The organism is Brevibacterium sp. CBA3109 (genome assembly GCF_040256645.1).
Lineage (GTDB): Bacteria > Actinomycetota > Actinomycetes > Actinomycetales > Brevibacteriaceae > Brevibacterium > Brevibacterium koreense.
Genome location: NZ_CP158281.1, coordinates 1,654,661 through 1,676,367, shown reverse-complemented (window position 1 = coordinate 1,676,367; position 21,707 = coordinate 1,654,661). Strand labels below are relative to the sequence as shown.

Sequence of the window (21,707 nt, the reverse complement as noted above, 5' to 3'; positions counted from 1 at the left end):
TCAAGTGATCTTCCACGTCTTCAGCCTATCGCCTGAACGAATGTGTGGCTCATTCCCCTCGGGTTCGGCGTCTGTGGGCGGGATGAAGACCAGATGCGTGCTCTGGGCATAGTTGTGCAGCAGGTGGGAACGGGATCCGCCCACGAGCTCGAGGCCGTCATCTGTCATCACGGCCCGGCGCACCTGCAGCTTCCCGCTGGGCGGGGCTTCGTCGAGCCCCCCGAGCAGTCGGTGGTACTCGGTCTCACGCGGCTCCTCGTCGACGTCGAGTCCCAACAGTGCCGGGCGGATGAACATCTCGAAGCTGATCAGGGCGCTGACCGGGTTGCCCGGCAGCGCCACCCACGCGGTTCCGGCCAGTGTTCCGCATCCCTGCGGTCCTCCCGGCTGCATCGCAACGGGTTGGAAGACCATGGTCGATTCCGGGTCCAGGTCGGCGGCGAGCTTGACGACTTCGTGGGCGCCCTTGGAGATCCCGCCGGTGGAGATGACGAGGTCGCTCCGGGCGCCACGGACTGCGTCGAGCAGCGCCTGCGGATCGTCGGGGACAGTGATGATCCTCGTGTCAACGCCGAGGCGACGCAGGCTGGCCGCCAGCGTGATCGAGTTCGCATCGTGAATTCCGGCGGCCGCATCCGCGGTGATCTCATCCCCGGTGCTCACGATCAGCACATGCGGCAGGCTCTGCACCTCGAGTGCTTTCACTCCGCAGGCCGCCGCGACGCCGAGGTGGGCAGGCGTGAGCATCAGGCCGGCAGACAGGATTGTGGTTCCGGCTCTGACATCGCTGCCTCGGTTCCGGACGAATGCACCAGGCTGTGGCCCCGAATCAGCGGACGGCAGCGTGATCGTGATCTCCGGGGACTCGAATTCTCCCGGTTGTGTGTCCTCGATCCTGATCACCGTGTCGGTGCCCGGAGGCAGGGGTGCACCGGTCATGATTTCGACTGCTGTTCCCGCCGTCACCTCGTTGCCGAGCGCGCCGGCCGCGACCCGACCGTGCACTGGGATCGGTCCATAGACGGTTTGAGCTCTGCCCTGAGCATCGGTGGCACTGCTCTGATCGGCACGGCGCAGAGTGGAGGCGGCCACGGCGTAGCCGTCCATGCTGGAGTTGTCGAAACCGGGAACATCGATCGGTGAGCGAACGGTGGCGGTCAAGCGCCGTGGAGTGTCGAGGAGTTCGCCGATCGTGGTCGTCTGCGTTTCGAGGAGCGGTCCAATCGTGTCGAACACACGACGACGATGCATGATGGCGGTAGTCATGGGACGATGATAGCGAAGATGTTGATCAAGGAGGATGGCAGAATGCGCAAAATCAGCCTGCCCACACCCATGCTGAGAACTCCAACAGTGGATCCCGGCGATACGTTCACTGCCCATCAGGAGGATTCGCTCCTGGACACCTTCGGTCGACGTGCCCGCGACATGCGCATCTCGTTGACCGACTTCTGCAATCTCCGGTGCAGCTACTGCATGCCCGAGGAGGGTGTGGAGTTCATGTCTCGCGATGAGGCGATGACAGCCGAGGAGATTATCCGCTTCGTTCGCATCGGCGTTGAGAAGTTCGGCGTCGACCAGGTCAGATTCACCGGTGGTGAACCGTTGACCCGCAAAGATGTCACCGACATCATCGCCGGAGTCGCTGCACTCGAACCTCGCCCCAACATCGCTCTGACGACGAACGCGATCGGCCTCGACAAGCGTGCTGAGAAGCTGCGGGCCGCGGGCCTCGACCGCATCAATGTCTCTCTCGACACCGTCGATCCCGAGACTTTCGCGACGATCACTCGCCGCCCCTTCCTGAATAGGGTGCTCGACGGGATCAAGGGCGCCCAGGCCGCGGGCATGGATCCGGTGAAGATCAATGCCGTCCTGCTGCCTGGCGTCAACGACCATCAGGCTCCCGAGCTGCTGCGCTGGTGCCTCGACCGCGATCTCAAGCTGCGCTTCATCGAACAGATGCCTCTCGATGCCGGACACTCCTGGGAACGCGGCACCATGATCACTGCCGCCGACATCTTCGCCCTGCTCGAGCCCCATTTCGTCCTCACCCCCGACACCGCTCCGCGGGGTGGTGCGCCCGCGGAGAAGTTCCTCGTTGCCAGCAGGGATGATCCGGAGACCATCATCGGCGACGTCGGCATCATCGCCTCCGTGACACGGGCGTTCTGTGCCGACTGCACCCGCACCAGACTGACCGCAGAAGGACGAGTGCGCACCTGCCTGTTCTCACACACGGAGGTCGATCTGCTCACCGCCATGCGCGGTGGTGCCGACGATGAAGCGATTGCGAACCTGTGGAAGGGTGCGCATTGGAAGAAACTGGCCGGACACGGCATGGATTCCGAGACCTTCGAACAGCCCCAACGTCCCATGAGCGCCATCGGAGGATAAGTGCCCCAGATCAGAGTTCGCTTCTTCGCAGCCGCACGAGAAGCTTTCGGAACCAAGGAATGCAGCGCAGCGGCAACCACCATTGACGCGCTGATCACGACCCTGACGAAGGATGCCGGTGACGAGGCGAGAACTGTCATCTCCCGCTCGAGCTTCCTTGTCAACGCGATCGCTGCCACAGACCCTCACACGGTTCTGAGCGAGGGCGACACCGTCGACGTTCTCCCACCCTTCGCAGGCGGCTGAGACAGGGCTGCGGCAGCTTGCTGTCGGAAGATCTCAGCTGAGACCGTTCGCGGCTGAGACCCTCAGCGCGGAAGTGACAGATATGCCAAATATCCCCCAGAGACCGAGCTGAGCTCGGTGCCCTGCGCACGCAGCTGAGCGCAAGCCCGAGCAGAGCGCACTCCCGAACGGCAGTAGAGTGCCACCTTCTCATGTCCCGTGATCAATCCGGGATCGTCCAGGAGATCGTCCATGGGCACGTGCTGCGCGCCCGGGACCATTCCTCCAGACACTTCCTCGTCGTCTCTGATGTCGACGAGGTGCGTACCGGGTGCGATGGTCGCCCATGTCACCGTCGAGTCCGTTTCTGCAGATGTCCCAGCGGAAATTTCGTCACCATAGTCGCCGAGGTGGCTGCCAAGGTCCGTGATCGGCTCCCGTTGTGGTCTCCGTCCTACTGGAACGCACTCCCAGCTGGCGTCGAGGCTGCTGTGGATGGAGACCGCGTTGTAGAGCGGGGTGCCGATGCCGGTGAGGACCTTGATCGTCTCCATCGCCATGGCCGCACCGATGCTTCCGCAGAGAGCGCCGAGGACACCGGCGGTGGCGCAGTCCGGGACTGATCCGGGAGCCGGCACGACCGGGTAGAGGTCGCGCAGCGTCGTCCCCTCTCTCGTGTCGAAGACAGCGACCTGCCCGTCGAAGCCGAGGATCGTGCCCCAGACCAAGGGTTTTTCAAGAATCTCGCAGGCGTCGTTGGCTAAGTATCTGGTCGCGAAGTTGTCGCTTCCGTCGATGACGATGTCTGCCGCACTGATGAGCTCGAGGGCGTTGTCCGGTGTCAGCAGAACCGGGTGGGTGATGATGTCGAGAGTCGAGTTCAGCTCGTCCATCCGCTGTTTCGCGGAATCGACCTTTCGGTGCCCCACGCGCGCCTCGGAATGAATGAACTGGCGGTGCAGGTTGCTCAGTTCCACCGTGTCGGGGTCGATGATGCTGATGCGTCCGACACCGGCGGCTGCCAGATACGTCAGGACCGGCGCCCCGAGCCCACCGGCCCCGATGACGAGCACATGGGATGCAAGCAGTGCGGATTGGGCCTGCGGGCCGAAACCGTTGAGGCGGATCTGTCGTGCGTAGCGTGCCGTGTCCGCGCGGCTGAGAGCGTTTCCTGACATGTGTCTCAGTCTAGTTGGCATCAGCAGTCGAGGACCGCGATGACGTCCCCGCCCCTAATGCTCCCAGACCCTCGAGGGGCCCGGATGATGACGTCTGCCCCGGAGAAGTCACGCAGTCGTGACCGATTCAGGGACTCGACCTCTCCCGCTGTGTTGAACCTGCCCGGCACCAGGCTGATGGCCTTGTCGTGGCCGAGGACTTCGGGGCCGGCGTAGACGGCCTTCTTCCACCGCGACCGGAGGGGACTCGCCTCGATCAGAGAGCGTGCGAAGAGGTGGAAGGACAGGAAGGCGCCGGCCGGAGTACCCGGGAAATGCAGCAGAGGGACATCACCGCGGCGTCCGTAGCCTTGAGGCCCGCCCGGTCGCATCGCCAGACGCAGGAACGTCGAGTGGTCTCCGCTGAGGGCCTGTCTGACGACTTCGAAGGCACCTGCGCTGATACCGCCGGTGGTGATGATCAGGTCAACGCAGTCTCCGAGTTCGTCGATTATATGTGCCAAGGCTTCCGGATCGTCCCCGCAGCTGCGTTCGACCGGGATGGCACCGGCGTTGGTGATCGCTGAGCTGAGCATGGGCAGATTCGAGTTGTGAATGAATGGGTGGGCACATGTGGTGGAATCGGTGCGCAGCTCATCCCCGGTGACGATGAGACCGATCGTCAGAGGCCGCTGAACGCGGGTGGTCTCGCGTCCCATCATGGCCAGTGTGCCCACACCGGCAGAACTGATCGTCTCGCCGGCTCGGATCACGGTGTCTCCGATCAAGGTGTCCTCCCCCACTGCTCTGATGTTCCAGCCAGCCCGCAGTCCCTTGGACAAGGAGGAGACCTGGACGCGATCCGGGGCCGGCCCTGTAGATTCGGCATCGGTGAGCTCGACGGGAACGACCACCTCGGCGGTGGCGGGCACCTGCGCTCCGGTCATCACCCGCACGGCGGTGCCCGGTGCGATGTCGACCGGCATGGCACCGGCAGGGATGTCACCGAGCACAGCCACCTCGACGCCGGTCTGGGCACTGTTCAACGCGGACTCATCGAATGCGAAACCATCCATCGCCGAGGTGGCGAACGCCGGGATGGGGGCATCGGCGATCACGTCATCAGCAGCGATTCTGCTGATCGCCGACGCGATGGGAATCGTCTCCGCGGTGCGGGTCGGGGTCGATGAGCTGATGAGCTGACAGTATTCTTCGGGTTCCACGGATGTCCTTTCTCCTGTCTCAGATCCTACGAGGAGTTGTCGCTTCGGGCACTCGTGTTCGGACTGTGGTGATTTAGAGTGTCAAACGTGGACACCCCAATACGATTCGAACCTGAGTCCAGACGATTCGACCTCGTTTCCTGGCCGGGGCTGGCCGCAGTGCTGTTGGCGCTGTCGGCCTTCGTCCTGTTCGGGCTCGGAACCACATTTCCTGAGCTGAGAGCTTTCGGCTATGTGCCGATGGCGGCCTCCCTCATCGTCGCATGGATCGTCGACCGAGAATTCGCACGCGACCTCAGCGTCATCGCCGGCTGTCTGGGGCTGATCTCCTCAATCTCGGTGGCAGCCGATATCTCATGGTCCAACATCGCTCGCATGGGGCTCGTGCTGTCCGCCGTGGTGATCGGGCCGTGGCTGATCACCCGCTATGGGTTCAAGGACCCGACCATCGTCTTCCCTCGGCGTCGGGGGCAGAGGTGGTCGCGCTTGGAATGGGCGTGGCTGCTGTTCGTCATCGTCTTCGCCTGGCTCGTCCTCCCCCAGTACTTCATGCGCACCGGGGTCTATCTAAACTGGCCACCGGTGACGCAGTGGGATGAGATCGTCCGCCTCTTCTTCGGCGTCAACGCTGTCGGCATCTGGGATGAGCTGTTCTTCATCTGCACGGTCTTCGCACTGCTGCGCAAACACTTCGCCTTCTGGACCGCGAACGTGTTCACCACCATCATCTTCGTGTCCTTCCTGTGGGAGCTGGGCTACCGATCGATCGGGCCGGTGCTGACGATCCCATTCGCGCTCGTGCAGGCCTTCATCTTCACGCGGACGAAGTCGCTGCCCTACACCGTGACCGTCCATCTCCTCTTCGACGCGCTCGTCTTCCTCACGATCGTCCACGCCCACCATCCCGAGGCACTGCCCATATTCATCGGGGTGTGAGGCCCCGATGAATATGGGCACCGTCCGCACAGGTCAGAGCAGACAGTCGAAACGCCCTTGCTCACGCAGCGTGAGCAAGGGCGTTTCGAGCGCGGTCGAGACTGCGAGGGAACTGCTGAGGTGTCAGCGGATTCCGCGCAGCGCCTTGAGCATCGGCTTGGTCAGGGTCAGAGCCAGCAGGCCAAGAATGATCGATGCTGCGCCGATCGATGTCCAGTACGGAGTCTGATTATCGGCCGAGTAGTAGCCGCCCAGCACGCCAGACAGCGCGGTTCCCACGCCTGAGGCGAGGAAGAACACGGCGATCATCTGCGATTGGAACACCTTCGGTGCGACCTTCGAGGAGAAGGACAGGCCAATCGGTGAGATGAGCAGTTCGGCGAAGACGAAGAGCAGCAGGATGAACGCCACCCACAGCAGCGGCGTCTCATGCTCCCCGGCATTCGCATACGGAAGGAAGAGCAGGAACGCGATGCCGATGAGGATGAGCGAGAGGCCCGCCTTGACCGGAGTCGAAATCTGACGTGTGCCCAGTTTGAACCACATGGCAGAGAAGACCGGGGCGAAGGCGATGACGAAGATCGGAGGGATGAGCTGAAGCCAGTTGATCGGCATCTCCCAACCGAAGATCTCACGGTTCATCTGCGAGTCGGAATAGGCGGTGAGCGTCCCGAAGATCTGCTGATACAAGGACCAGAAGACCACACAGGTGACGAAGAAGGGAATGAACGCAAGCACACGTGAGCGCTCATCGGCATTCGTCTGCGGGCTGACACCCATGACGATGAAATAGCATGCCGCTGCTCCCGCCGAGATTCCTGCGATCCACCAGTCCAGATTGTCCGGGTTGACGACACCGGCCATCCAGAGGATGACGATGAGGATGACTGCGACGACGATGGCCGCCACGAAGAGGTAGACCTTCGAAGTCGGCAGCGGGTTGACCGCACCGCGAGATTCGTCCGGCAGGTTCTTCCGCCCTGTGGCATAGATGATCAGGCCCAGAGCCATGCCGACGGCTGCGGCACCGAAGCCGACGTGGAAGCCGATCTCCTTCTGCAGGAGGCCGGTGATGAGCGGTCCCAGGAGGGCTCCGACGTTGACGCCCATGTAGAAGAGCGTGAACCCGGCATCCCTGCGCGGGTCCTTCTCTGAGTAGAGTTCACCGACGAGAGCGGAGGCGTTGGCCTTGAGGCCACCGGATCCGAGGGCAACGAGGATGAGTCCGGCGGCGACTCCGCCGAAGCCGGGGATGAGGGCCAGACAGATGTGCCCTGCCATGATGATGATGGCCGAGTAGAAGAGGATCTTCTCCGCGCCGAGGATCCGGTCCGCGACCCACGCACCGAGGATGGTGGCGAGGAAGACGGCGCCGCCATAGGCGCCGACGATTCCGATGGCTGTCGGCTGAGGCATGCCCAGGCCGCCCTCGGAGACCTGGAAGTACAGGTAGATGGCGAGGATGCCGTTCATGCCGTAGTAGGAGAACCGTTCCCACAGTTCGAGGCTGAAGAGCTGCATGAGCGGAAGTGGGTGCCCGAAGAATCGGGTGTCGTTCCGCGCGGCCTCAGTGGCTGAGGTGCTTGATGACATATCGTGCTTTCCGTTGTGGCGTGCAAACGCGCACTGTGCTGCGCGATTCACTGTGAACAAGCGGCAATGCTACTCTCCGTTATTGCTCAGGTCACACCATCTCAATGCTGGGACGAGACGTCCCAGAAGACGGAAACTAGGAGTGAACCAGGTCTCTTTTTCGGGCTCTTTTGCCGACGAGGAGGTTGAGCAGGCCGGCAACGAGGACGAGTGCGGAAGCCGCCATCGGGACAGCCATCGCGGCCGAGGTCCCGGCCTCCTCGGCGAGGATTCCGTTGACTGCCGATGCCACTGACTGACCGACGATGATCGCGGACCCCGCCATGGACATGACGGTCGCAGAACGACCGAGCGGGCTGCGTTCGGCGGCGAGGCTGAACAAGGTCACCAGCGTCGGTCCAACCGCACAGCCCATGAGCAACAGGGCGATGACCACGGTGATCATCGAGTCTGAGGTCGACATGATGAAAGCACCGACGAGCATCACCGGGGCGAATGACAGCCAGCGGGCCCACAATGCATAACGCGGGGAGAAGAGTGCGACGGCGATCGCCAGAATCGCGGACCCGATGCCCATGATGCCGTAGAAGATGCCGGCTTCCTCCGGATGGCCGAGGTCATTCATCAGTGAGGTCAGTGCGGTCAGGGTCGAGCCGAAGACGAGTCCGATGCCGAAGGTTCCGAGGACGACGACGAGGACTGCGAAGGTGAACAGTTCCTTGGCCGGGGCCTGGGCGCGCGGGCCCGATGACGCGTTGACATGGGCCCGACCGGTCGGGTGGAGAGCGAAGGCCGAGACGAAGATCAAAGTCATGACGACTGCACCGATGATCGGCGCCACAGGATGAAAGGTCGTTGCGAGCAGGCCGACGATGAAGGGGCCGAAGACGAAGACGAACTCATCCGCGGCCGACTCGTAGGCCATGGTCGAACTCAGGGTCTTCTGCTGTCCGGGCCCGGCGAGCTTCGACATGATGATCTCGACGAGGCGGGAGCGCGACATCGGGGCCGCCTGTGGAGCCGTGGCACCGATGGCGAAGGCCGCGATGAGCACTACTGCGTCAGGCAGCGGGCTGAAGACGACCCATGCCATGAAGATCAGCGCGGCGCTGTTGGCCAGACCTGCGATCAGGAGCACTGGTCGCTGTCCCCAACGGTCGGCGGCCGCGCCGATGAAGGATCCGAAGATCGCTGTTCCGAGACCGACCATGGCGGAATTGATTCCGCCGAGACTCAGTGATCCTCTGCCCGCAACAACGAGGGTGAGGACTCCGATGACCACCATGGCGTAAGGCAGGCGGGCCATCAAGGCGATCGGGAAGTAGGTGCGGCCCACGACGGTCAGAAGCTTCGGTGCGGCGACTTCGTGATTGCGGGTGCGGGTTTCGTTGCTCGGCATACCAATCCAGTTTCTACCCATCGACTCGATGGGGGTCTGTGCCGCCGTGGTGACCTGGATCGAAGCACTCGGTAGATGCACACTGCTGTGACTCTCGGCGACGTATGGCGCCATTCCCAGGCTACAGGCATCACCGCGGACCCACGAGGCCTCCGGTGACGAAGCGGTTTGAGTTTGCTCACCATTGCCGGCCGCTTGGACAGCAGGACTGGCCAGCACGGTGGTCGGCACGGACCGCATTCCCATCTGCAACTCAGAAAGAATGCAGGCGGATCTGGGAACATATCAGCATGAACTTCCTCTCACGAGTTGTCGTCAACGCATGTGCGATCTGGGTTGCGGCTTGGATACTGCCTGGCGTCGCCATCGAAGGAAACCGCGTCGTGGAAGACCAGGCCGGAGCTATCCCTGCCACGATCATCTCCTACCTCGTAATCGGGTTGATCTTCGGTCTGGCGAACGCGTTCATCAAACCGATCCTCAGTGTTCTGTCGGCACCGATCACCTGTCTGACCTTGGGGCTGTTCTCGATCGTCATCAACGCAGTGATGTTGGCCCTGACCAGTTGGCTCAGCGGTTTCACTCCATTCGCGTTCACCATCGATTCGTTCTTCTTCCAAGCCGTCTTCGCCGCGATCATCATCTCCATCGTCTCCGCGCTCCTGGGCTGGCTGGTCCCGGAGAAGAGCTCCGCACGCGACTGATCGATCCCTGCCGCGACTCGAGCGAGGGTCGCAACCGGATTCTTCTCTACTGCGTGTAGACTTGCTCGCAGTGTGTCAGTCTGCACCTCAATGACCGTCGGAGGAGAACATGTCCAATATCGCCACCACGAAGAGAACCCGGAACTCAGCATCGTTCGCTGACGTCATCGTCTTCATCTTCTCGTTAGCCCTCTTCGTGTTCGGTCTCTACCTCTTCGGTGCCGGATTCTACGGTGCCACGGGTACCCAGTTCTGGCTCTTCTGGGCCGGTCTGCTCTCTGCCTGCTTCGCGTTCATCGTCCCCATGATCTACCACTGGGTCAGCGACCGCCCCTGACACCTTCCGTTGTGAGAAAGAGGGCCGATGCGTTGATTCGCATCGGCCCTCTTCGTGCTGTCATCGATCGGTGACAGGTTCAGTCCCGATCGCGACAGAATTCCATGATCGCCGAGGCGGCTGCGTCGGGACGCTCATAATGCACCAAGTGCCCCACTCCGGAGAGTTCCACGAACTGCGCGCAGGCCAGGTCTGACACGAATTCGCGAGTCGCAGCGATCGGAGCGATAGCGTCCTTGTCTCCGGCAATGACGAGCGTGGGCATACTCAGGTTGCCGGCCACCTCGGTGACGGTGTGGGCGACTGAGACGTCGAAGGCCGCTGCCAGCGAAGCCCGATCGCTGAACGTGGAGAAGTGCCGAGAATGCTGGTCATGGATATAGCGTCGCAGCCCGCGGTCTCTGGTCGTGGCCATGACCTCACTCATCGCTCGTACGATGACCGGGTTGGCCAGCAGCTGATGCCCGATCGACTCCGGCAGCCGCGCTCCGAGGTTGTAGTAGAGACGGGTCAGGGCTGTCAGTACTTTGGCGGAGCCTTGAAGCGCCGGTGTCGTGATCGGGTTGATGAGGATGAGCTCGGCAGCCGTGGACGGTCGACGGGCGGCCATATGTGCGACCAGAATCGATCCGAAGGAGTGGCCGAGGACGATCGGTGCGGCCTGCCAACGCGAAGTCACCTCGGCGACGAGCCCCCCGAGATGATCGCAGTAGCTGTCGAGACTCAGACCTGTCCGCAAAGGAGGAGTGAGGCCGAACCCGGGCAGGTCGGCGACGATGACGTCACGGTCCCGGATTGCTCCCGCGATGAGGTCCATCCCATGGTGATCGCCACGGAATCCGTGGACCATGAGCACAGGGCGGCGGGTCGAACCCGACGTGTGCAGCCACACAGCGGTCGGGTGGCCGTCGACGGTGAGGTCGGCGCGGGCAGGAGCAGAGTGGCTCACCGTGTTGAGACGGGGCCGATAGCCCGGCGGGGCACAACGACGACGGGCACCGGCAGCACACGCAGCAGTCGTCTGGCACGTGCACCGATGAAGACCCGGCCGCCTCGACCGAGCCTGCTGGAACCGATGAATGCGATCTCGCCAGGCTGGAAGTCGACGTTGGCGGCAGCGTCTTCGATGTCGGCTCCAGCCTGTGACCTGACGACGGCTCGGCCCGACTCAAGCATCTCGGCGGCGCGGCCGGCCAGCACCGCTCCCCCGTACTCCTCGGCAAATTCCTGAATCTCCACGGTGTCGTCATCGCCGAGCCCGTCGTTCTCGATCAGGGAGATCAGACGCAGGTCGACGTCGAGGGCGGCCGCTGACTGCACAGCCGCACCGATGAGCGCTGCAGCTCCGGGGCGGGCACCGAAGAATGTGGTGATTCGGGAGACGGGGCCGATGTCCGAGTTGCCTGACGGAGCCAGCACCACTGGGACTGTTGAGGAGTGAAGCAGCGAGGTCGCGACAGTTCCGATGCGGAACGAACGCATCAGTGTTGTGGCGCGAGCACCGATGACGATACCGAGTGCACCTTCGGCCTCGGCAACCTCCATCAGCCCCTTGGACTCATTCGACGAAGTGTGGATGAGGCCACGGGCGCAGACATCATCCGGCACCAGGGACAGAGCCTCGTCAAGCCAATCCTCGAGCTGCTGCAAGACAATCCCGGTGCCGTCCTGCGGAATCGAATTGCCTGCGGTGAAGGTCGATGACTCCGGACGCACGATCGTCACGATGAGTTCGATCCCAGCGGAGCGTGCGAGTGAGATGGCCAGAGCGATGGCGTCGCGTCCACGGTCCGTGGCGATGTATCCGACGACCAGTCGTCGAGTGGTGGCAGCTGGCTGTGACATTATCTTCTCCCAGAGAGTCGCGAGTCTGAGAAGATTCTACGTCGGTACCTCGGTATTCTTCGACCCAACATCCCTGCGTCGCTGGAGAGATAATCGACCTGGACGCCCAGATCGACGACTGGCCCGATTAGGCCACGTTTCTCTCGACCCACAATAGAGTTCAGAAAGAATGAACAAAAATCACACAGAGTTCTTCACCTGTGATAAATTCAATAGTGCAATTACGGATTCGCACAAACCTCAGAATTGCAACAAACCATCTTGAGTGCTGACGCCACTCAAACGAGATCCACGACCAAGAAGGGAGCGCAGAACTATGCTGAAAATCATCGCATTTCCGAACCTCCAGCACCGCTGGATCGGGAAAACTGCCTGCTTGATTGGCGGACAAGGGCTCGTCGGCTGAATTCCAGCCGCACCTCACGTCTTTCTCCACCGGTCAATTGAACACCGGAACGTTTCCTACTGCAGGATCACCCAGGCCATGCAGCTCTGTCGCCACAGTCGGCGCCCACGGACCGCATTCACGCCTGAGGTGAACTCGCTCGAGACACCGTCGTTCACCAGGTGCGTTCATCCACGTACACCACCGACTTTTTGGGCCTTGATCCACTCATCCGAGTGAACCCGTCTTTGGGCAGCTGCCGCCACGTCGGCTGATCCTCATCGAGCCTCAGCCGATCGTGCGATAGCCAATCCCTGAATTCATTTTCCAGAGGTCGCTTTCATTCGACTCTCGGGCTTTTCTTCTGCTCATTGATTTCGAACATTTCAACTAACTCTTATTTGGGCATCTCCCTGCCCGAAAACATTAAGGAATCGTTTTGTCTAGGGCACTTCCATTCACATATCCGGCTCTTCGTAAACGAGAGTGTAGGTCGGTGATTCCAGATCACGGCGCACCCGAGCGCCTCGGGTTCGATGGGGATGTTCGTGCGTTTGCATGACCGGCGGTGCTCTACGCTGGGAGCGTGGTTGCAGTCGGATGATGTGTGGTGGGAGCGACGAGCGGAATAGTCGGCGGTCCCGTCCGCAAAAGACGGAACCGCCGAGAGCAATTGACTCATGCATCCTGTTCGCTGTCGAGCAGTTAACCGTGTAGGAAGATCGACGCTTCAGAGTAGCCGGTGTCACGAACTTCGCCCGGCTTCAGATCTGGGCGGTGGTCATAACTCGCAATCTGTATGCTGTCTTTCTGTTCTGCAGAAGCGACTACTGCGAATATTTCGACTAGCCGAGGCTCAGGAATTTGCCCGCGCTTCGCCCACGCGATGACCTCGTCGAGAGTTGCAACTGAAGTTTCGTATACGGCGACCGAAGTGAGATCCTGTGGATCGTTTTCGTCGCCATGCCAGAACGAAACGCGAAATGTGTCAGCAGTGGCTTCACGATCGATATCTCGCTCGTCAATCAGGTGAAAGACTTCGTCGTCCATGGGGACCTCGCAGTTCGTTTAGCCTGTCGATCTTTGATTTGCTTGGTAGATTGCAGTCTAAATCTTCTTCCAGACGGTCTTTGAGTTTGATCCTGTTCGCTTTCCCGAGAGTGAAGGATGACTGTTGATGATCAGTGTGCTGGTGGCGTTCCAGTATCCGGTGCCGCGTCCACCGTTGTAACCAGTCTTGGGCGTGTAGTAAGGGTTGGAGAACCCGGTGTTTGCCTTGACCGTAATGTTTGCGTCGCTCTTTGCCCGGCTCTGTCCTTTGCCGGCTTTCCCGCCGTTCTTCGAAGCTGGGTACAGGCTAAGAAGACCGCGGACTCGTAGCTTCACGGTCGTGCTGACTCCTTTCGATTCGCACTTATACCGGGACTTGTATATCGCGCCACCTGCCCCTTTGGAATAGTGAGGGTTGTCCACACGTGCAGTGCACTTGACGTACCGCGAGTTCGCCTCTTCTGCGGCTTCGGCGGACCTCGAGGCGACTGGATCGCCAATCGTAACAGTTGTGTCCACGTACTCGGCGGTACTCGCTGCCTGTGTTTGTAGGAAGTCGTCCGAAAGTGTCAACGCGTTCGTCTCGACCGTCTGTGCCCAAGCCTCGTACTGCGCCATGACAACACTGTCGACCTCCGACTCTTCCTCCTCGGCAGCTACAGGCGATGCCGCGCCGGCAGCTAGGACTAGTGAGAGGCAAATCGCCAGGATCTTGGAAGTATGCTTCATTGCATTTTCCGTTCTGTTAGCTCCGCGTGGCATGCGCTAGTGCAGCCGGTCGTCGGAGTGGGTAACGTGATATTAACCGCAGAACGAAAACTTTCGATGAAGTATCGAGTAAGGCTTGATCTTGGTGTCGAAATTGTAACCTGCGACGCACTGCCCGGTACTGAAGTTTGATAGTCACTTGTTGATTCCGGCTGTGGTTGAGGCCTTGCTCCGCGAACTTCCTTAATTCGGTTGGCTCTGAGGGGAGGGGAAGGTGTGCGCGCGGAAACTAACGAGCGTGATGAGCACCCAACCGGGAACGTCCCTGCGGTCAGGCACCTCCTTGTGAACGGGGGGCCGTCGCCTCGGCGCTTCGGGTCGGCAGTGCCGACACCGGCGACGAACGCTACGAGGCGGACATAAAGATGGGTCAACATGGTGTCTTCTTCTGGGATGCGGCGATCACCGCATCCGGTGGTTGGATTTCCGTGGCTTTCCGGGCAGGTTAGGTGGCTCTTCCGTAAAAGAAAGTGCAGGCCGGTGATGCCCGGACACGGCGAGTCGCTGCCCGGATAGACGTCGAGGTCTTCCGATGATGGAAGTTCCTACACGGTCCATCCGAAAGACCTCGACGTGGCCAAGCCTACTTTCTCGACCCCTGACCTCACGACATTCTGCCGACTCAACACCCTCGACCTGACCTGTATCGGCCAGCACATCACCGGAGGCAAAGCCATCCTGGAATGCCGGCCCAACACTGCCGATGACTGGTGCCGACGGTGCGGTGGCCACGGGATCGTTCGCGATACCGTCGTCCGGCGTCTGGCCCACGAACCCTTCGGTCACCGACCGACCACGCTTCATATTCGCCTCCGCCGTTACAAATGCGTCGAGTGCGGCCGCGTATGGCGCCAAGACACCACTGCTGCGGCACCACCACGAGCGAAGATCTCTCGAACCGGCCTCGAATGGGCGCTGAGTGCTCTCGTCATCGACCACGACACCGTGTCTGTGATCGCAAGCAAACTCGCCGTGTCCTGGCACACCGCGAACTCCGCAATCCTCGCTGAAGGCCACAGGTTGTTGATCAACGACCCGACCCGTTTCGACGGGGTCAGCGTCATAGGTGTCGACGAGCACGTATGGCGGCACACCCGACGTGGCGACAAGTACGTCACCGTCATCATAGACCTCACCCCGATCAGCCAGGCAACAGGCCCGGCACGACTGCTCGACATGATTCCCGGACGGTCGAAACAAGTCTTCAAACAATGGCTGAAAGCCCGACCGAAAGACTGGCGTGATGGCATCGACGTCGTCGCGATGGACGGATTCTCCGGCTTCAAAACAGCCTCAGTTGAGGAACTGCCCGACGCTGTCGAAGTCATGGACCCCTTCCACGTCGTCAAGCTCGCCGGTGATGCTCTCGATGATGTTCGTCGTCGTATTCAGCAGGAGACAACTGGCCATCGTGGACGAGCGAAAGACCCCTTGTATCGGGCAAGGAGGACTCTGCACACCGGTACTGATCTGCTCACAACCAAGCAACAGGAGAGGATCGCGGGCCTGTTCGCCGATTCGAGTTCCATCGAAGTCGAAGTCACCTGGGCTGTCTACCAAGACATAGTGAGCGCCTACCGAACCGCCGACCGGAACGAGGGCAAGAAGCTCTTGAGCACGGTCATCGATACCCTGACGACGAATCTGCCGACAGGGCTGGTTGAGCTCAAACGGTTAGGAAGGACTTTGAAGCGTCGAGCTGCTGATGTGCTCGCGTTCTTCACCCGATCGGGAACGTCGAATGGTCCGACTGAAGCGATCAACGGCAGGCTTGAACATCTCCGCGGGTCCGCGTTGGGGTTCCGGAACATCACCCACTACATCGCCAGGAGTCTGCTCGAGTCCGGTGGCTTCAGGCCAGTTCTACACTCTCAATTACGACACTCCTATAGTGTTTCGTCAAGCGACGGCCACCTCTTTTCTGGGATGAAGAGTCTCGACGATGAGGGGATAGAGCTGGCGGACGAGGTAACGCTTCAGGCAGCGGATGATTTCCATCTTGGTCTTGCCTTCAGCAGTTCGCCGCGCCACGTAGTCGCGGGTCTCCTGGTTGTAACGCAGCCGCACCATCACGATGTGATAAAGCGCGGAGTTTGCCTGCCGGTCCCCAGCGCGGTTGAGTCGGTGGCGTTTAGTCTTACCCGACGATGCCGGGATTGGGCAGACCCCGGCCAGTGCTGCGAACGCGGCTTCTGAACGTAGCCGATCAGGGTTGTCCCCGGCGGTGATCAACAGTTGCGCGACGGTGTCTCGGCCGCAGCCGAAGACCCTCATCAGGTCGGGAGCGTGGTCGTCCAGTAGTCGCTGCAGGTGCCCAGCCAAGTCCTCTATCTGCCCGGTCAGTGCTTGCCAGCGCCTTGCCAGCAGCCGCAGGCTGTAGGCCGTGGCCTCGGCGGCGGTGACCGGTGTCGCTGTTGGTCGCGATGCCGCCAGTGCTGCAATCAGTTTGGGAGTTGACAGGCCCTTGTAACGTGTACGCAGATCCTCTGGGGCTGTGATCAGCATCCCCTTAATCTGATTGATCGTCGCAGTCCGAGCCTGCAGCGCCGAGGACCTTGAGGTCCGCAGTACTCGCAGCGACTCCACGAGCCCGTCCCCGCCCTTGGGCGCCGCGCTGGCTCTGCCACCCAGCACAGCCTCAGCGGCGGAATAAGCATCGAAGGGATCGCTCTTGCCGTGGAGTCGCCGGTCGAACCGGTTGGGTCGATTCACCTCGAACACCGTGATGCCTGCCTCCCGCACAGCTCGGGTGACCGCGGCTCCATAGGAGCCGGTGCACTCGATGCCCACGCTGACCAATCCAGGCCAGGAACCCAAGAACCGCAATGCTGCCTGGTACCCAGTCGCGGTAGTCGGTATTTGGGCATCAGCCAGTCGGCGCCCGGCTTGGTCGATCACCGCGAGGTGATGTGTGTCCGCGTGCGTGTCGATCCCGCCGTAGACCTTAACCTGCTTATCGTTCATCATGGGAACTGCGCCCCTTCTCTTCGAGTTCTCGGGTGCGCAGCTCAGCCGGCGTCAGTCAGTTCACTATCGGGGACACGCCAGACTCCTATCAGGACATGACGGCCTGCTGGGCTGCACTTATTACAGTGAGCCGAGCCAGTCGACACGTCGTAAACAGGACAACCCCCAGACAGCGGGGTGTCAGAAGAGCCATGAGTCAGACCCGACCACAAGACCATCATCGATCCGTTTGGTAGAGACCGCCACATCCTTCGAGAAGTCAGACTAACTAGTCCACAAGATCTATAGTGATGAGCCACATATCCACGGCGTGTGGCATTGAGCGCCGGGCTCAAGCTGATCCAATGGGCCCGCCGTCCTGCTGTCACGACAAGGGATCGCGAGCAGGTGGTTCGGAACCGCCGTCATGCGCAGTTTCGCAGACTCTCTCGAGACGAGCGGGTGAAGGAGCAGCGCGAACGAGAAATCGCGAAGTACCTCTACCAGGTGCGGCCCATGATCTGATGACGATGGCCGGGACTGGGTGGTCACCCGGCCCCGGCCATCGGCAGTGACCCGGCTGCAGCCACGCCATCGCCACCAGGGTGTGGTCAGCGTCACTGTCTGCCGATTTGTCGTCCCGCGTGCACCTGAGTAATATTGATCCAGCAAGCGGGGGTATGGCGCAGTTGGTAGCGCGTCTCCATGGCATGGAGAAGGTCAGGGGTTCGAATCCCCTTACCTCCACCGCGCGAAGGACCCGGTCTCATCACAAAGAGACCGGGTCCTTTTCTTCATGTGCATATTCGCAAGAGCGCCACGGGCATCCTCACAGTCTTGATCTCTGTCAGATCCCTGTCAGCGGGCGGCCTCAAGATCGAGCAGGGTCCGCTTCTTCTCTTCACCCCAGGCATACCCTGTCAAAGCCCCGTTGGCTCCGATTACACGGTGGCAGGGAACGATGATGCTGATCGGGTTCCGACCATTGGCTGCTCCCACTGCGCGTGCCGCCGACGGTCTGTTGATCCAGGCAGCGAGTTCTCCGTATCCGGCGGTTGCACCATAGGGAATCGTCGTCAGTGCCTGCCAGACCTTGCGCTGGAATTCTGTGCCTTTCGGGGCCAAGGGGATATCGAATTCGATGCGGGTGCCTGCGAAGTATTCGGCGAGCTGCTCCCCCGCCGCCGCGAACACATTGAGTTCATCGTCGGCGACCGGCTCGACACCGCCTGGCGTCGCCAGCCGTTCCCGGATCTGGTCGAAGTCACCCAGGTAGAGCCCGGTGAGGTGATCACCGTCCGAGGTGAGCAGGATCCTCCCCAACGCCGCGTCGATGACCGTGTACCTCACTGTGGTCGCGGTCGGCTGGATCAATGTCATCGTCATGGTGTTCTCCGCTTCTGATTCGCTGTGCTGTTCGGGATTGTGTCGGTGTCAGTGTCGACTTGTCTGTGTGTTCGCGCCCGGTCTGTCGAGGCCGGTAGAGCCTGCGGCTGGGAGTGATGGGCCCACAGCAGGTGTGTGACGTAGGACCTCCAGGGGCGTGCCGCATCCAAACTCTGGGCCCCGTCAGCCATGTCAGTGCCTGAACCCTTGAGCTCAGCAATGGCCTTCTTGACGCCGAGGTCCGAGCTGAGAAGCACGTCGGGGTCTCCCAGCGCTCGCATCCGAATGTAGCCGAGACTCCACGGACCGATTCCAGGTATGGCAAGCAGGCTGTGGTTGACTTCTGTTCGATCACATCCCGGGCCCAGATCGATCGAGCCGTCAGCCAGGCGTGCGCTCAGTGCCTGGAGTGTGCCGATCCTGCGGCCGGGCAGCGACCAATGCTCGTCCGGAATCTCCGCGATTGTGGCTGCAGTGGGGAATACTCGGTCGACGCCGCCGACTCTCAGCTCCTCAGGCAGCGACTGACCGTAGTCGCTGACCAGGCGCTTCAGATGAGTCTGTGCGGCACTGACTGAGATCTGCTGCCCCAGGATCGTTCGGATCGCGAGTTCGACAGGGTCACCGGTTCCCGGAGAGCGAATCCCCGGGTACCTGTCGATGAGCGTGGAAAGGCCCGCTTGAGTCAGTGTCGCTTGCACCGCGATGGGGTCCGCGTCGAGGTCGAGGATTCGCCTGGCTCTGGCCACTGCACTTCCGAGATCGCGCGTGTCAGCCAAACGGAGGTGACACTCGATGAAGGCCCCGGCCCCCGGGGTCAGTGTCAGGACGGCGGGACCGTGTGCCAAACGCAGCGAACGCGTGTAGTGATCCCGGCCGACGTCCTCTACCCCGGGGATCGCGCGCACGGCCAAATAGCTGAACAGATGAGCGTGATCGAGAGGCGGACGGTAGGCGAGACGGACAGTGATGTTCTGTCCTCGATGTGGTTCTCCTGCGTTGCTGCGCAGTTCCCGTGGCGTGGAGGCGTAGACAGCGCGGAAGGTGTCATTGAATTGGCGAATGCTTGAGAAACCGGCTGCGAAGGCGATCTCGCTCATGGTCAGCGTCGTCGATTCGACCAGAGTCCGGGCGGTCCTGACGCGTTCGCTTCGGGCAATTGCGAGGGGCCCGACCCCGAGTTCGGATTGCAGCACTCGCCCCAGCTGTCGTGAACTGTATCCCAGCGCCGATGCGAGGCCGGAGATCCCCGCCCGATCGACGAGACCGTCGTGGATGAGTCTCATGGCCCGGGCCGTGACATCGGCTCGAATGTCCCACTCAGGCGAGTTCGGGCTGGCATCGGGTCGGCACCGTTTGCAGGCACGGAACCCTGCTTCCGCTGCGGCCGCTGCGGTCTGGTAGAAATCGACGTTCTTGCGCAGAGGAGTTCTCGCCGGGCAGGACGGACGGCAGAAGATGCCGGTTGAATGAACCGCAGTGAAGAACATTCCGTCGAAGCGTCTGTCGCGCCCGGCAACCGCCTGATAGCACTGATCTGTGGTGAGCATATGACTATTCTGCTCGCAACCCTAAGACAATACTAGCGGTTTTCGGCCACGACGGTTCCGGGGAGGAGTCGCGGCACCAAGCGGGCGAGGAGGAGCATGACGACAAGCTCAACCATAGTCTGCGCGACGACGGCCGCCGGACCGACTCCGTCGGCGGTGATGGCCCGGACGATCGGAAGCATGACCAACGAATTGCGGGTCACTGCGTTGAAGACAAGGGCTCGTCCCTGTCTCAGGCTCAGCGGCAGCACCCGAGCCATGATCCATCCCAGGCCGGTCATGATGATCGCGAATACGACGAACGTCGCAATGGCACCGCCCAATTCCAACAGATGCGGCGCGATCAGGGGCACCTGCGCCACGGCAATCACAGCCAGGGTGAGCATCATCAGCGGCACCATAGAATCCGAGCCGATCCCAACCAAGCGATCCACGACCGCCGATCGGCGGGCAAGGAGACGGACCGCGACGGAGGCGCCCAGCGGCAGGATGATGAAGACGACGAGTGCGGCGACGAAGGGCCCCGGGGTGATCGCACAGACTGCGCTGCCGCCCAGAATAATCCACAGGTAGACCGGCAACAGGATGATCTGGACAAGCATCAGCACTGGTGTCAGGGCGAGCAGACTCGCGTGGGCTCCCCCGGCCAATCTGGTGAAGACGAGAACGTAGTCGATGCAGGGGGTGAGGAGAACGATGAGGACGGGCACGACGAGCGTCTCGTCCAGAGGCATCACGACATGGAGGCCGGCGACGACGAGCGGGACGAGGAGAAAATTGGCGAGGGCAACAGCGCCCAGGAACTTCATGTCTGTGAAGGAGCCGCGGACTGCATCGAACGGGATGTCGAGGAACGTCACGAACAGGAGTGCGATGAGACAGGGCGTGATCGCGCCGATGGCGATCGTTGTCGCTACCGGCAGACCCAGCCCGATCAGGGCCCCCGTGAGTATTGCGGTGAGGTACCAGAGAGCCTGATGATTGGTCAGTGATGCGATCAAGTCGGCTTGGTCAGCCGTTCTCGGGCCAGTAATGGCTGTCAGGCAGTGCCCTCTTGCCGAAGATGGCCTGACCCACGCGAACGCAGTTCGCTCCTTCCTCGATGGCCACTTCATAGTCCCCGGACATGCCCATCGAGAGTTTTCCTGCGCCGATCAGCTCGGGGTCGGTCTCCTGTGCCTGATCCCGCAGGGTCCGCAGACGTTGGAAGCAGGTGCGGACTCGGTCGTGGTCGGGGGAGAACACCGCGAGGGTCATCAGACCTTGCAGGTTCAGGGTCGGAAACTGGGACAGTTCACGCAGAAAGCTCAGGAGGTCTTCCGGCGGCATCCCGAACTTCGACTCTTCGGCCGAGGTGTTGACCTGGACGTAGACGTCGAGGCTGCGACCCGCTGCTTCGAGACGACGGTCGAGAGCAGCTGCGACCTTCAGTCTGTCCAGAGCCTGGAACTCGGAGGCGAATTTCGCAACGTCACGGGCCTTGTTCGACTGCAGATGACCGATCACCGCCCAGCTGATGTCCAGGTCATCCATCTCGCCTGACTTCCGGAAGGCCTCCTGCACCTTGTTCTCGCCCAGCTTGCGGCAGCCGGCGGCAACTGCTTCCCGGATCCTCTCCTGAGGAACTGTCTTGCTCACCGGCAGCAATTCGATCTCAGCGGAGTCGCGGCCGGTGCGCGAAGCTGCGGAGTCGATGCGCCGATTCACCTCGGCGATATTGATTCGGAAGTCCTCAGCCGTCGTAGCAGTCGAGTACTGTCCGTTGTGATTGAGTCCCTCGTTCACATCCATATCCTCGTCCATAGC

The 21,707-nt window shown here is 61.4% G+C and carries 20 protein-coding genes, 1 tRNA gene and 1 pseudogene; 8 read left to right on the top strand and 14 right to left on the bottom strand.

Translation table 11 applies throughout. From position 1 onward, the window contains the following. Positions 1-1,266: a molybdopterin molybdotransferase MoeA gene (locus AAFP32_RS07770; RefSeq protein WP_350271319.1), complete on the bottom strand. Its 1,266-nt coding sequence runs from the start codon at positions 1,264-1,266 to the stop codon at positions 1-3. A gap of 42 nt (positions 1,267-1,308) precedes the next feature. Here AAFP32_RS07770 and moaA point away from each other — a divergent pair, with 42 nt between their 5' ends. Then, a complete protein-coding gene (moaA, locus tag AAFP32_RS07765) occupies positions 1,309-2,397 on the top strand; it encodes a GTP 3',8-cyclase MoaA (protein WP_350271318.1) in 1,089 nt (362 codons plus the stop codon). After that, entirely contained in the window at positions 2,398-2,643 is a 246-nt protein-coding gene (locus AAFP32_RS07760; RefSeq protein WP_350271317.1) for a MoaD/ThiS family protein, read from the top strand. Positions 2,644-2,705: 62 nt separating this feature from the next. Here AAFP32_RS07760 and AAFP32_RS07755 read toward each other — a convergent pair whose 3' ends face one another. Then, on the bottom strand, positions 2,706-3,800 hold the full coding sequence (locus AAFP32_RS07755) for a ThiF family adenylyltransferase (RefSeq protein ID WP_350271316.1): 1,095 nt from the start codon (positions 3,798-3,800) through the stop codon (positions 2,706-2,708). A 20-nt stretch (positions 3,801-3,820) separates the two neighbouring features. Beyond that, positions 3,821-5,002: a molybdopterin molybdotransferase MoeA gene (locus AAFP32_RS07750; RefSeq protein WP_350271315.1), complete on the bottom strand. Its 1,182-nt coding sequence runs from the start codon at positions 5,000-5,002 to the stop codon at positions 3,821-3,823. 87 nt (positions 5,003-5,089) lie between these two features. Between AAFP32_RS07750 and AAFP32_RS07745 the strand changes: the two genes are divergently transcribed. Further along, positions 5,090-5,938: a CPBP family intramembrane glutamic endopeptidase gene (locus tag AAFP32_RS07745; RefSeq protein ID WP_350271314.1), complete on the top strand. Its 849-nt coding sequence runs from the start codon at positions 5,090-5,092 to the stop codon at positions 5,936-5,938. 123 nt (positions 5,939-6,061) lie between these two features. Here the strand turns inward: AAFP32_RS07745 and AAFP32_RS07740 are convergent, their stop codons facing one another. Next, entirely contained in the window at positions 6,062-7,531 is a 1,470-nt protein-coding gene (locus AAFP32_RS07740) for an oligopeptide:H+ symporter (protein ID WP_350271313.1), read from the bottom strand. Positions 7,532-7,667: 136 nt separating this feature from the next. Next, a complete protein-coding gene (locus AAFP32_RS07735) occupies positions 7,668-8,930 on the bottom strand; it encodes an MFS transporter (protein WP_350271312.1) in 1,263 nt (420 codons plus the stop codon). 290 nt (positions 8,931-9,220) lie between these two features. On the opposite strand from AAFP32_RS07735, the gene AAFP32_RS07730 reads away from it, so the two are divergent. Both AAFP32_RS07730 and AAFP32_RS07725 read left to right on the top strand, forming a co-directional pair. Further along, on the top strand, positions 9,221-9,634 hold the full coding sequence (locus tag AAFP32_RS07730; protein ID WP_350271311.1) for a phage holin family protein: 414 nt from the start codon (positions 9,221-9,223) through the stop codon (positions 9,632-9,634). A 109-nt stretch (positions 9,635-9,743) separates the two neighbouring features. Then, positions 9,744-9,971, top strand: coding sequence for a hypothetical protein (locus AAFP32_RS07725; RefSeq protein ID WP_350271310.1), 228 nt, complete (start codon positions 9,744-9,746; stop codon positions 9,969-9,971). Between the two features lie 79 nt (positions 9,972-10,050). Here the strand turns inward: AAFP32_RS07725 and AAFP32_RS07720 are convergent, their stop codons facing one another. The 4 genes from AAFP32_RS07720 to AAFP32_RS07705 all read right to left on the bottom strand — a co-directional run bounded on the left by AAFP32_RS07720 (position 10,051) and on the right by AAFP32_RS07705 (position 13,980). Then, positions 10,051-10,920, bottom strand: a complete 870-nt coding sequence (locus tag AAFP32_RS07720) for an alpha/beta hydrolase (RefSeq protein WP_350271309.1) — start codon at positions 10,918-10,920, stop codon at positions 10,051-10,053. Next, entirely contained in the window at positions 10,917-11,816 is a 900-nt protein-coding gene (locus tag AAFP32_RS07715; protein ID WP_350271308.1) for a universal stress protein, read from the bottom strand. The genes AAFP32_RS07720 and AAFP32_RS07715 overlap by 4 nt, the downstream gene beginning before the upstream one ends. A 1,090-nt stretch (positions 11,817-12,906) precedes the next feature. After that, positions 12,907-13,251, bottom strand: coding sequence for a hypothetical protein (locus AAFP32_RS07710; protein WP_009885521.1), 345 nt, complete (start codon positions 13,249-13,251; stop codon positions 12,907-12,909). Positions 13,252-13,308: 57 nt separating this feature from the next. After that, positions 13,309-13,980, bottom strand: coding sequence for a hypothetical protein (locus AAFP32_RS07705; RefSeq protein ID WP_350271307.1), 672 nt, complete (start codon positions 13,978-13,980; stop codon positions 13,309-13,311). 612 nt (positions 13,981-14,592) lie between these two features. On the opposite strand from AAFP32_RS07705, the pseudogene AAFP32_RS07700 reads away from it, so the two are divergent. After that, positions 14,593-15,897, top strand: a pseudogene (locus tag AAFP32_RS07700) (ISL3 family transposase); the annotation flags it as partial. Positions 15,898-15,918: 21 nt separating this feature from the next. On the opposite strand, the gene AAFP32_RS07695 reads toward AAFP32_RS07700, so the two are convergent. After that, complete coding sequence (locus AAFP32_RS07695) at positions 15,919-16,986, bottom strand: IS110 family transposase (RefSeq protein ID WP_083248759.1); 1,068 nt, start codon at positions 16,984-16,986, stop codon at positions 15,919-15,921. A 312-nt stretch (positions 16,987-17,298) separates the two neighbouring features. Between AAFP32_RS07695 and AAFP32_RS07690 the strand changes: the two genes are divergently transcribed. Then, positions 17,299-17,490: a hypothetical protein gene (locus AAFP32_RS07690; protein WP_350271306.1), complete on the top strand. Its 192-nt coding sequence runs from the start codon at positions 17,299-17,301 to the stop codon at positions 17,488-17,490. Positions 17,491-17,639: 149 nt separating this feature from the next. Beyond that, a tRNA-Ala gene (locus tag AAFP32_RS07685) sits at positions 17,640-17,712 on the top strand. 111 nt (positions 17,713-17,823) lie between these two features. Here AAFP32_RS07685 and AAFP32_RS07680 read toward each other — a convergent pair. The 4 genes from AAFP32_RS07680 to AAFP32_RS07665 are packed head-to-tail and all read right to left on the bottom strand — an operon-like array spanning position 17,824 to position 21,704. Continuing rightward, the gene (locus AAFP32_RS07680; protein WP_350271305.1) at positions 17,824-18,351 is read right to left on the bottom strand and encodes a methylated-DNA--[protein]-cysteine S-methyltransferase; all 528 of its coding nucleotides are present in this window, start codon (positions 18,349-18,351) and stop codon (positions 17,824-17,826) included. Beyond that, positions 18,348-19,901, bottom strand: a complete 1,554-nt coding sequence (locus tag AAFP32_RS07675; RefSeq protein WP_350271304.1) for a DNA-3-methyladenine glycosylase 2 family protein — start codon at positions 19,899-19,901, stop codon at positions 18,348-18,350. The genes AAFP32_RS07680 and AAFP32_RS07675 overlap by 4 nt, the downstream gene beginning before the upstream one ends. A 32-nt stretch (positions 19,902-19,933) precedes the next feature. Further along, on the bottom strand, positions 19,934-20,902 hold the full coding sequence (locus AAFP32_RS07670) for an arsenic resistance protein (protein ID WP_350271303.1): 969 nt from the start codon (positions 20,900-20,902) through the stop codon (positions 19,934-19,936). Positions 20,903-20,912: 10 nt separating this feature from the next. Next, a complete protein-coding gene (locus tag AAFP32_RS07665; protein ID WP_350271302.1) occupies positions 20,913-21,704 on the bottom strand; it encodes a YggS family pyridoxal phosphate-dependent enzyme in 792 nt (263 codons plus the stop codon). Between the last annotated feature and the right edge of the window lie 3 nt (positions 21,705-21,707).